12 protein-coding genes are annotated in these 11,847 nt (G+C 40.3%); all 12 read right to left on the bottom strand.

Going from position 1 to position 11,847, the window contains the following annotated elements:
* Nucleotides 1-91: 91 nt before the first annotated feature.
* The 12 genes from nuoK to KDN24_RS24775 all read right to left on the bottom strand — a co-directional run bounded on the left by nuoK (nt 92) and on the right by KDN24_RS24775 (nt 11,804).
* A complete protein-coding gene (nuoK, locus tag KDN24_RS24720) occupies nt 92-406 on the bottom strand; it encodes an NADH-quinone oxidoreductase subunit NuoK (RefSeq protein ID WP_409973185.1) in 315 nt (104 codons plus the stop codon).
* On the bottom strand, nt 403-924 hold the full coding sequence (locus KDN24_RS24725) for an NADH-quinone oxidoreductase subunit J (RefSeq protein ID WP_409973184.1): 522 nt from the start codon (nt 922-924) through the stop codon (nt 403-405). The genes nuoK and KDN24_RS24725 overlap by 4 nt, the downstream gene beginning before the upstream one ends.
* Complete coding sequence (nuoI, locus tag KDN24_RS24730; RefSeq protein ID WP_409973183.1) at nt 921-1,340, bottom strand: NADH-quinone oxidoreductase subunit NuoI; 420 nt, start codon at nt 1,338-1,340, stop codon at nt 921-923. The genes KDN24_RS24725 and nuoI overlap by 4 nt, the downstream gene beginning before the upstream one ends.
* A 52-nt stretch (nt 1,341-1,392) precedes the next feature.
* Nucleotides 1,393-2,397: an NADH-quinone oxidoreductase subunit NuoH gene (nuoH, locus tag KDN24_RS24735; protein ID WP_409973182.1), complete on the bottom strand. Its 1,005-nt coding sequence runs from the start codon at nt 2,395-2,397 to the stop codon at nt 1,393-1,395.
* On the bottom strand, nt 2,397-3,497 hold the full coding sequence (locus KDN24_RS24740; RefSeq protein ID WP_409973181.1) for an NADH-quinone oxidoreductase subunit D: 1,101 nt from the start codon (nt 3,495-3,497) through the stop codon (nt 2,397-2,399). The genes nuoH and KDN24_RS24740 overlap by 1 nt, the downstream gene beginning before the upstream one ends.
* Before the next feature lie 3 nt (nt 3,498-3,500).
* On the bottom strand, nt 3,501-4,688 hold the full coding sequence (locus KDN24_RS24745) for an NADH-quinone oxidoreductase subunit C (RefSeq protein ID WP_409973180.1): 1,188 nt from the start codon (nt 4,686-4,688) through the stop codon (nt 3,501-3,503).
* Between the two features lie 3 nt (nt 4,689-4,691).
* Nucleotides 4,692-5,204, bottom strand: a complete 513-nt coding sequence (locus KDN24_RS24750) for a NuoB/complex I 20 kDa subunit family protein (RefSeq protein ID WP_409973179.1) — start codon at nt 5,202-5,204, stop codon at nt 4,692-4,694.
* Nucleotides 5,195-5,569, bottom strand: a complete 375-nt coding sequence (locus KDN24_RS24755; RefSeq protein WP_409973178.1) for an NADH-quinone oxidoreductase subunit A — start codon at nt 5,567-5,569, stop codon at nt 5,195-5,197. Before KDN24_RS24755 ends, KDN24_RS24750 begins: the two co-directional genes overlap by 10 nt.
* A gap of 1,809 nt (nt 5,570-7,378) precedes the next feature.
* Complete coding sequence (locus tag KDN24_RS24760; protein WP_409973177.1) at nt 7,379-8,089, bottom strand: DNA alkylation repair protein; 711 nt, start codon at nt 8,087-8,089, stop codon at nt 7,379-7,381.
* A gap of 784 nt (nt 8,090-8,873) precedes the next feature.
* On the bottom strand, nt 8,874-9,281 hold the full coding sequence (locus KDN24_RS24765; RefSeq protein ID WP_409973176.1) for a F0F1 ATP synthase subunit epsilon: 408 nt from the start codon (nt 9,279-9,281) through the stop codon (nt 8,874-8,876).
* A 22-nt stretch (nt 9,282-9,303) separates the two neighbouring features.
* Nucleotides 9,304-10,725: a F0F1 ATP synthase subunit beta gene (atpD, locus tag KDN24_RS24770; RefSeq protein WP_409973175.1), complete on the bottom strand. Its 1,422-nt coding sequence runs from the start codon at nt 10,723-10,725 to the stop codon at nt 9,304-9,306.
* A gap of 221 nt (nt 10,726-10,946) precedes the next feature.
* Nucleotides 10,947-11,804: a F0F1 ATP synthase subunit gamma gene (locus tag KDN24_RS24775; protein ID WP_409973174.1), complete on the bottom strand. Its 858-nt coding sequence runs from the start codon at nt 11,802-11,804 to the stop codon at nt 10,947-10,949.
* Nucleotides 11,805-11,847 lie beyond the last annotated feature (43 nt).

Here is an 11,847-nt window from a genome sequence, read left to right on the forward strand (position 1 = left end):
CTTATGCTAGCGGCCCACAGGATGTGGGTCATGCAGACGTTGCCACAGGACGTGGCGACCTTAGTCTGCGCTCCTCAATTGGGCAGTCACCTCAGTTTTTCAGTGTATTCATTTCATCAATGTTTACTGTTTTGCGATTGCGGTATAGGGCAATCAAAATTGCTAAACCAACAGCTACTTCTGCAGCAGCAACAGTCATCGTGAATAATGCAAAAACTTGACCCGTAATCGATGGCATAACACCAAGTTTACTAAATGCGACTAAGTTAATATTTGCTGCATTCAGCATCAATTCGATTGAAATTAATACAATCACTGTATTACGCTTCGTTAATGCCCCATAAAGACCAATACAGAATAAAATTAATGCTAATGCCAAGTAGGCTGAAATGGGAACTGAACTCATTCCTGCTCCGCCTCCTTCTCATCATCTTTCTTCGACAGGATAATTGCCCCGAATAGAGCTGCAAGTAGTAAAACAGAGGTCAGCTCAAACGGAATGATGTATTTTGAATAAAGAGCAACTCCAATTTGTTCTGTATTTTTTTCATGTAACGTACTCGGTAATTGGCCTAAGTCAAGATTATAAATCCCAATATAAAAGGCAAATGCAAACCCGAGTACCCCTAAGAAAACGAGCAGCTTCCGCACTTTCCCTGCCTTTGCTTCGCTCCTATCATTATGGCGTGTTAACATGATTCCGAATAACATGATGATGGTAATAGCACCAGAATAAAGGAGAATTTGTGCGACAGCAATGAATTCTGCAGATAGAAGCACATAAATCCCAGCAATACTAATAAAAGTAAAAACCATCGCGACGACCATATGCACAACATTGGAAAGATTTAATAACAGCACACCGCCCATGATCGCAACAACAGCGAGTGAAAGAAACGCTAGAAATTCACCTGAAAACGTCATGCTTTATTCACCTTCCGTATATTCTCATCATTTTCGTCTAGCCATTCAAGGTTTTTAAAAAGATCATCCCGACTGAATTCGGCTAATTCAAAGTTGTTCGTCATAATAATCGCTTCTGTCGGACAAACCTCTGTACATAAATCACATAAAATACAAATTTCAAAATTTATATCATATGTGTCAATAATTTTCCCCTTTTTACTTGGGTCAGGATGCTTTTTACCTGTTAAGTTAATACATTCAGTAGGACAAATATTCATGCATTGATTACATACGATACATTTTTCCGGATAGAACTTTTGAATTCCACGAAATCTGTCTGGAAGTGGCAGCGGTTCATTCGGATAATCATAAGTGACCTTTTTGCGCGTCAAGTTTTTTAGGGTATATGATAAACCTTTAGCTAATCCAAACACGTTTTTTCACCCCTAGTATCTCAAGTTTTTTCTAAACAATTGCACCTTAATATTAAAGATTAAATAATTCCTTTAAGAGTGCTGTTAAGAAAATATTTGCTAATGCGATTGGCAACAGAACCTTCCAGCCAAATTCCATTAGTTGGTCGGCACGAACCCTTGGGAATGTCGAGCGGAACCACGCTAAAATAAAGACAATGATTGTAAATTTAATGGCGAACCATACTGCACCTGGAATAAATCCTAAGAACGGAAGCGGTAGCCAGCCACCCAAAAATAAGACAGTAATGAGAGCAGCCATTGCAAAGAAGTATACATATTCTGCAAGCATGAAGAACGCCCAGCGGAAACCTGAGTATTCAATATGGAATCCAGCAATTAGCTCAGATTCTGCTTCCGGTAAGTCAAACGGTACGCGGCTTAATTCCGCCACCGCCGAGATAAAGAAAACGATAAAAGCGATTGGCTGCCATAAAATGAACCAGCCGTTTTTTTGCGCCTCAACAATATCATTTAAATTCATGCTTCCAGATAAAAGTATGACCCCTACAGCAGACATAACAAGCGGGATTTCATATGAAATCATTTGTGCTGCTGCACGCATTCCTCCAAGGAGGGCATATTTATTATTTGAAGCCCATGAGCCTGTGACAATACCAACAACTGTCATCCCCGAAACAGCTACATAATAGAGGACGCCCACTCCAAGATCAGCAAACTGAAACTTATCTGTAAATGGAATGGTTGCCAATACCATAAATGCCGGAGCAAATGCAATGACCGGAGCTAATATAAATAACGGCCGATCTGCGAGTTTTGGGATCGTATCCTCTTTTAATAAAAGCTTTAAAACGTCTGCGACAGTTTGTAATAACCCCCAGCGACCCCCAACTTGATTGGGACCGTGCCTCAGCTGCATAAAACCCATTACTTTCCGCTCAGCTAAAATGGCATATGTGACGAAGCCTAACACAACTAAAAGTAATACGACGGCAAGCAAGAAGAAAATTCCAAAATTAAGCCAACCAGGACTTGAATGCAATAAATCTTCTACCATTAACCGTCCACCTCCCCGAGGACAATATCAATTCCTCCTAGAATCGCAATCATATTTGCTAAACTCTCTCCTTCTAGCAGCTTCGGAAGAATTTGCAAATTGTAGAATGACGGTCTTCTAAATTTCAAGCGATACGGTTCTTTCTTCCCGTCACTCGCAATGTAACAACCAATTTCCCCACGAGGAGATTCAATTCTAACAAATGCTTCACCTTTTGGAGCTTTAATGATCTTAGGCACTTTTGCTAAAATTTCGCCTTCGGCAGGAAACTGTTCAACAGCCTGTTCAAGAATTTTTAGAGATTCCTCAATTTCTTCCAAGCGAACATGATAGCGAGCCAATGCGTCACCTTCTTCACGAGTAACCACATTAAAATTAAAACGATCATAAATGGAATATGGTTCATCTTTGCGAAGGTCCCATTTTACCCCAGTACATCGAAGTGTCGGCCCACTTAAAGAATAATTGATCGCATCTTCTTTAGAATAAACCCCGATGCCTTTTACGCGGTTCATAAAAATTTCATTACCGGTAACGAGCTGATGGTAGCCAACTAATTGCTCACGCATATAGGGAATAAATTCTTTTACTTTTTCAATCCAGCCCTCTGGTGCATCCCACTTCACACCGCCAACACGCATATAGTTAAACGTTAGTCGAGCTCCGGAAAGTTCATTCAGCATATTAATAATCATTTCACGATCTCTAAACGCGTAAATAAATGGGCTAGTTGCACCAAGGTCTAAAATAAATGTACCCCAAGATACTAAATGACTAGCAATCCGACCAAGCTCCATTGCCATTACTCGTAAATATTCCGCACGTTCTGGGATTTCTAAGCCCATCATTGTTTCGACAGCATGGCAGATGACATAGTTATTGGTCATCGCTGACAAATAGTCCATTCTGTCCGTGTAAGGGATAATTTGTGTGTATTGGAGATTTTCAGCGAGTTTTTCTGTTCCTCGATGTAAATAGCCAATTACTGGTTTAGCCTCTTTAATAATTTCTCCGTCAATTTTGACGACGAGCCGAAATACACCGTGTGTACTTGGATGCTGAGGCCCAACATTAAGGAGCATTTCTTCCATTCGTATCATTGGTTACACCTCCACATCATACGGTTCGTAATCTTTTCTTAATGGATGACCAATCCAATCTTCTCCAAGTAAGATTCGGTGTAAGTTCGGATGTCCATTAAAACGAATCCCTAATAAATCAAATGCCTCACACTCCGGCCAGTTTGCCCCAGCCCATAATGGCACGAGTGACTCGATAATAGGTTCATTACGATCAATTTTTACTTTTAAAGCAACGGATTGACGGTTTTTGTATGAGAATAAATGCACATACACTTCCATATGTGTTTCAAAATCAGTCCCGTGAAGCTCCGATAAGTAATCAAATCCTAATTGTTCATTGTATTTCAGAAATTCCGCCAACTTAAAATAGGAATCTCTTTTCGCGATTAAAGTAGGTACATCTTTCGAAAGATTATTAATATACGACTCTTCTAATACATCATTTCCAAGATGTTCTTCAATCACCTTGACATATTTATCTAAGTACGGCTGATTTGCTGAAGGCTTCTTTTCTTCTACAGGCTCAAGTTTCCCACTTGTACCAGTAGCCTTTGCCTTGGCAGCAGCGGCAGCAGCAGCTTTTGCTTTCGCAGCAGCAATTGCCTTCGCCTTTTCATCATCACCTGATCCTCCGCCAGCCTTTGCTGAAGCAGCGGCTTTTGCTTTTGCAGCGGCAGCAGCCTTTGCTTTTGCGGCTGCAAGCGCTTTCTCTTTATCATCAGATCCATCGGCATTCGCTTGCTTTGCTAGTGCGGCAGCCTTTGCTTTCGCGGCGGCAGCAGCTTTTGCCTTTGCCACAGCAGCGGCTTTCTGCTTCGCTACGTCGGTACTTTCTGATTCAGCTGGTGATGTTGCTTCGGCTGATTCTCCTTGTTCCTTCGCCTTCATTTTGGCTAGTGCAGCAGCTTTTGCCTTTGCAGCGGCAGCAGCTTTTTGCTTCGCGATATCGACACTTTCTGATTCAGCTGGTGATGACGCTTCGGTTGGTTCTTCTTGTTCCTTCGCCTTCATTTTGGCTAATGCAGCAGCTTTTGCCTTTGCAGCGGCAGCAGCTTTTTGCTTCGCGATATCGACATTCTCTGATTCAGCTGGTGATGACGCTTCGGCCGATTCTCCTTGTTCTTTCGCCTTCATTTTAGCTAGTGCAGCAGCTTTTGCCTTTGCGGCTGCTTCCTTTTTCAATTGCTCCAGATCTTTTTCCCCGCTCATCGGTTACATCACCTTCTTCCCCGTTTTAGCCTCATAGCGGATTTTTTCCTTTAATTTATTGATTCCATAAATTAATGCTGCTGGGTTCGGAGGGCAGCCTGGTATGTAAACATCAACGGGTACGATCTGATCGACCCCTTTGACTACCGCATACGATTTCACATATGGACCACCTGCAGTAGCACATGAACCCATAGCAATGACCCACTTCGGTTCAGGCATTTGATCATAAAGACGGCGAACAATAGGAGCCATTTTTTTCGTAACCGTACCAGATACGATCATGACATCTGACTGTCTTGGCGAAGTTCGAAAAAACGATCCAAAACGGTCTAAATCATAGTTAGCTCCGCCGACACCCATCATTTCAATGGCACAACAAGCAAGCCCGAAGGTCATTGGCCATAATGAGTTACTCCGCGCCCAAGCTTTTATTTGTTCTAATGTCGCAATAAAAACATTTCTTTGTAGCTCTTCCATTTCCTCCGGTGAAATATCCTCTAATTTTAAGTCCATTTTAACACCTTCTTTTTCCATGCATATACAAGACCAATAACAAGCATGAACACAAAAATGAGCATTTCAATTAATGCAAAGAGCCCCAATTTATCGTACGCAACTGCCCAAGGATATAGAAACACCGTTTCCACATCGAAAATAACAAACATAAGAGCAAAAATATAATAGCGCACATTAAATTGGACCCTTGAATCATGAAATGGCTCAATTCCACTTTCATATGTGGTGTACTTAGACTCATAAGGTTTAAAAGGCCGCAAAAGCTTCCCTAAAAACAAAGCCACCACAGGTAACAAAACCCCTAGACATAGGAATACAAAAACAATCAAATAATTATTTTGATATAAATTTAGCATCTCCATGTCCATCCCCTCCAATGTTGTAGAATTTTCATAACATTTATATTTGTAACCGTAATCATTATAGCACTGTTACAAATTTGTGTCGACAAGCCTCAGACCATAAAATAGAAATTCTCTCGCCCACAGCCCAAAGCTTTTACAGCGATTGAGAGCTCGCTCTCAAAAAGCGAAAAAAGCTTTGGGCTGTGGTGCTTTTGCGAAGCAAAAGCTAGCGGTGCGACAGCACCGCGTAGCGAGAGGATTTCTATTTTATTGCACACCCCATTGTCGACACACATCCCCTCCCCCTGAGTATTTGCGACATCGCCTGAATAAACTTCTTTGAATAACCCCAAGATGGCGCAAATACGAACTGCAATGCTTTTTTCTATTAAATTTTATTTTTAGTACGGGTACGGAAGTACCTATCAACAATTTTTTCCATACTCTTTGCCCTCTGCAAAAAACATTATTACGTAAAGCTTTTGCGAAGCAAAAGCTAGCGGTGCGACAGCACCGCGTAGCGAGAGGATTTCTATTTTATTGCACACCCCTTTGTCGACACACATCCCCTCCCCCTGAGTATTTGCGACATCGCCTGAATAAACTTCTTTGAATAACCCCAAGATGGCGCAAATACGAACTGCAATGCTTTTTTCTATTAAATTTTATTTTTAGTACGGGTACGGAAGTACCTATCAACAATTTTTTCCGTACTCTTTGCCCTCTGCAAAAAACATTATTACGTAAAGCTTTTGCGAAGCAAAAGCTAGTAGCGGCAGCACCGAGTAGCGAGGGAATTTCTATTTTATTGCACACCCCATGTCAACACACATCCCCTCCCCCTGAGTATTTGCGACATCGCCTGAATAAACTCCTTTGAACAACCCCAAGATGGCGCAAATACGAACTGTTATGTTTTTTTCTATTAAATTTTATTTTTAGTACGGGTACGGAAGTACCTATCAACAATTTTTTCCGTACTCTTTGCCCTCTGAAAAAAACATTATTACGTAAAGCTTTTGCGAAGCAAAAGCTAGCGGTGCGACAGCATCGCGTAGCGAGTGGATTTCTATTTTATTGCACACCCCATTGTCAACACACACCCCTCTCCCCTATGTAATTGCGACATCGCCTGAATAAGCTTCCTCGAACATCCCCAAGATGGCGCAAATACGAACTGTTACATATTCTATTATTTACTTCAATACAATATGAAAATATTCAAGTTAACTGCAATTTACATATCACCATAACAGTTCAGAAAACACCTAGAAAATATTAAATTAATATTCTGTTCTCTAGAGCTTTTACTTTTTTTATTCGAGGAAACCTTATTTTATTTAAGTGTTATTCCTCTGGAACTACTTTTTTATGAAAAACGATTATTGACTTCCCTTGTGGTAAACTTTTCTGGCTTATTTTAAAACAAACTTTGCTCACTTTCCCGGTTTTTACCCCTCCTGATTTTTCAGGAATCAAGTTGGGGAACCTTTTCCCGGTTCTTTGCTCCTTCTCATTTTTCGGGAATCAAGTTGAAATACCTTTTCCCGTTTTGTTACTTCTTCTAATTTTTCAGGAATCAAGTTAGGAAACCTCTTTCTAATTTAGTACTCCTCCTAACTTCTCGGGAATCAACATTCAATTCTAATCTTTCTATTTGGATTCCATCAAAAGCTTTATGCAAAACAATAGTGAATATGATATTTTACGAAAACAAAGGAACTACCACATGTTAAATTTTTTTACTCTCCTCCTATTAAAAAAGCAACTCCCCAAATAAAGAGAAGTCGCTTCTTTTTATTTGGGGAGTTGCACTTTCGTTTAGATTTAACAAATACACGTTTTCTTCTTTACACCAATTTTCCCTCTGTCAACGATTTTTTGGATATAGTCTGGAGCGAAAGGTACCTTACATGCAGTGTTTCCAACATTGACGTGAACTTTTCCAATATGTTCTGCAACCTCAACTGAGTAGTCATGCAATTCAGAAACATATGCAGCAACTGAAATGACAAATGTATTCATCGTATAACGAACACGATTTTTTTCCTCATGAATTGTTGCTTTGACTTGATGAAGTAAGCTACGAATTTCATCTAAATCCAACAGATCGTCAGCTGTGATTGAAACGTAATTGGCATATGTACTCCAGCCGCAAGTTGCCACCATTTCATCAGCTGATTGAATCCATTCTTTTGCTAATTCAGCAGCAAAATAACTTTCAGCAGCTGCTCCTGCAACCGTGTATTCAGCAATGGCATGCCATTCTGCCTTCTTTACCCAGTCCTGCAACATCTCCTTCTCCATCAATTTCGGATTGACTGAAAGACCTGCCAAGTACATAGCATCTGAGTTTCCTGAACGATATAAAGCTAACACAAGCTCCTGATCTTTTTTTACATCTTTAACAAGTTTTTTTAAGTCTCCTATTTTCACACCGAAAAAGGGCTCTTTTGCTCCGTGGCGCAAAAATGTCTTCTTTGTTTGCTCCGTCCCTAAATCTTGTAACTTATTCATCACTTCGTCAAAAGTTAACATAGCCCCATCTCCTTCTTCCCATCCATCATACCCTTTAGTTAGTTTATTCACGCCATACATGTTTAACAATATGGATATATTAAAAATATCGTTCTATTTACTGACATTCTAATTTATTGGATGATGAAATGCTACTTAAATAAAGTGAAGCTCAATCATTGGGGGTTCCTTCATCCCACAATGATTATTAGTTGAACTAATCGGGCATTTTTTACGAGCTGTTTGATCCCGACTTGAATTTTTGGCTTTGCTCAACTTCTTGAAGTGGGGATCTTACTGCCCGTTAATACGGGATAAAACAACTTTCATAAGGACCTAATTGAAAAAACCAGTCCGAGGGAGGGACTGGTTTTTTCAGAGGGGTTTTATAAATTCTATTCATGTATTTATTTAAACGCCTTGGGAGATCGGCGATAAATAACGCTAACACCTTGTGAAAATATTCACAAGATAACGTAAAAAAAATAAACGTATTACTTTCAATAATCATCACAAATATAGATTACCATAAATAATGAATAATAGTTTGTGAAATATTGAACAATCTGTGAATTTTCATATTTTTACAAACCTCCTACTTACTGTCAGTCTTTGGACCTATACAACAGTCGTGACAATCATTAATTTTCATTATTTTCTCCAGTTCGTTAGTAACTTTAATTTTTCCGCTCACTATAATAAAAAACATCCCCCAGCAATGATTACTGAAGGATGTTTGAGAATAAGAAATTATATTCGACAAAAGAATATTATCGATTTGCTCGATGAATTCCCTTGAATGTGTTTAAAAATGTTTTTCCGAAACATTGATACGATTTAATGCACGTTGAAGAGCAAGTTCTGCTCGTTTGAAATCGACGTTATCGCGTTTATGGTCTTGCAAACGTTTTTCTGCTCGATCTTTGGCACGCTCAGCACGTTCAATATCAATTTCATCAGATTGTTCTGCAGACTGCGCTAAAATCGTTACTTGATCCGGACGAACTTCAACAAATCCGCCACTCACTGCGACTAATTCTGTTTTTCCGCCGTTTTTCAATCGGACGGCTCCAATTTGCAACGGTGCAACCATTGGAATGTGACCAGGTAAAATTCCTAGTTCCCCACTTTGGGCTTTCGTACTTACCATTTCCACATCTGATTCATACACCGGGCCATCGGGAGTAACAACACTGACTTTAATCGTCTTCATTTTTTACCCTCCTGGTCCGAAATTAGACCTCTACGCCCATTTTCTTAGCATTCTCAATAACGTCTTCAATTCTACCTACAAGACGGAATGCATCTTCTGGAAGGTGGTCATATTTGCCTTCAAGAATTTCTTTGAAACCTTTAACAGTTTCTTTAACTGGAACGTATGAACCTGGCTGACCAGTAAACTGTTCAGCAACGTGGAAGTTTTGTGATAAGAAGTTTTGGATACGACGAGCACGTTGAACAATAAGCTTATCATCGTCAGAAAGCTCATCCATCCCTAACATCGCGATAATATCTTGTAATTCTTTATAACGCTGTAATGTTTGCTGTACTTGACGAGCAACCTCATAATGCTCTTCACCAACAACTTCTGGTGATAATGCACGAGAAGTTGAAGCAAGTGGATCCACCGCAGGGTAAATACCCATTTCAGAAAGTTTACGTTCTAGGTTAGTTGTAGCATCTAAGTGAGCGAAAGTTGTTGCAGGAGCCGGATCCGTATAGTCATCGGCAGGAACATAAATTGCTTGAATAGATGTAACAGAACCAACGTTTGTAGATGTAATACGCTCTTGTAGTTTACCCATTTCAGTAGCAAGTGTCGGTTGATAACCAACGGCAGAAGGCATGCGGCCTAAAAGTGCAGATACCTCAGAACCTGCTTGCGTAAAACGGAAGATATTATCCATGAAGAAAAGAACGTCTTGCCCCTGCTCATCACGGAAATATTCAGCCATTGTTAAACCTGTTAAGGCAACACGCATACGTGCTCCAGGCGGTTCATTCATTTGACCGAATACCATCGCTGTTTTCTTAATAACACCTGAATCAGTCATTTCCCAATAAAGGTCATTACCTTCACGGGTACGCTCCCCAACACCGGCGAAAACGGAAATACCACCGTGCTCTTGAGCAATGTTGTTGATTAATTCCTGGATTAAAACGGTTTTACCAACACCGGCTCCACCGAATAGACCAATTTTTCCACCTTTAATATATGGAGCAAGTAGGTCTACTACTTTAATTCCAGTTTCAAGAATCTCAACTTCTGTAGAAAGTTGTTCAAATTTTGGTGCTTCACGATGTATCGAATCACGACGAGCATCTGCAGGAAGTGGTTCATCTAGATCGATCGAATCACCTAATACGTTAAATACACGTCCAAGTGTTACGTCACCTACTGGTACAGAAATTGGTGCACCTGTATCTGTAACTTCAAGGCCACGCATTACACCGTCAGTAGAAGACATTGCTATGGCACGAACTGTATCATCACCTAAATGAAGGGCAACTTCAAGGGTTAAGTTGATGTCAACTTCAGATTCGTTACGCGCTTTAGTTGCAATTGTCAATGCATTATAGATCTCAGGAAGTTGGCCGCTTTCGAACTTTACGTCAACAACTGGACCCATAACTTGAAGAACGCGTCCTTTGTTCATCTTTTTCCCTCCTAATATTGAAATGCGATAGCGCCTCGTTCACCCCGACATGCATAAGACAAGCCAGCGAGAAAGTCGTTCTTTACCTTCTTGATGGATTGGCATGATCCTAGAGGTCGACAAAATTGCGATATCCTCAAAGAAAGCTTACTTTTCGTCGTGGTAGGCGCTGAAGCTGGACAATACTAACTCCAAAAATTTCATTTTTATTAAAAAGAACATTATTCTAAAGCGGCTGCGCCGCCTACGATTTCGGTAATTTCTTGCGTAATTGCCGCTTGTCTAGCACGGTTAAAGCTTAGGCTAAGAGCACTAATAAGCTCGTTAGCATTATCCGTTGCACTCTTCATGGCAGTCATCCTTGCAGAATGCTCACTTGCCTTACTGTCTAATAGTGCACCGTAAATTAAGCTTTCAGCATACTGAGGCAACAATACTTTCAAGATTTCTTCAGCAGACGGTTCAAATTCATAAGACGTAAGCTTCGTAGATGTTGCAATATCCGTAAGTGGAAGCACCTTCTTCTCTGTTACATCTTGTTGAATGACGCTGACATAGTGATTGTAGTACATATATAATTCATCAAATGTTTCGTCTGCGAACAAGCCAACCACTTTACTTGTGATATCGTTAATATCAGCAAATTCTGGCTGGTCAGGTACACCGACAATATCAAGAATAACGTTCATTCCGCGTTTCTTGAAAAAGTCAGCTCCCATTCGACCAATCGCAATGATTACGTATTCATCACTTGATTTATGGCGTTTTTGGATCGATTGGTGCACTTGTCTAATAACGTTACTATTAAACGCACCTGCAAGTCCACGGTCAGAAGTAATCACTAAGTAACCAGTCCTTTTCACTGGGCGATGCGTTAACATTGGATGAGATACATCCGAACTACCAAGTGCAATCGAAGCCGTTACTTCTTGAATTTTATCCATATAAGGAACAAATGCTCTCGCATTTGCTTCTGCACGGTTCATTTTTGAAGCCGATACCATTTGCATTGCTTTCGTTATTTGTCCCGTTTTCTTCGTTGAATTAATCCGGGATTTTATATCGCGTAATGATGCCACAGGTTCTCACCACCCTTTATCAAAGAATATCAAGCGGAGTGCG

Source organism: Cytobacillus sp. Bva_UNVM-123, assembly GCF_046351715.2.
Classification (GTDB): Bacteria; Bacillota; Bacilli; order Bacillales; family Cytobacillaceae; genus Cytobacillus.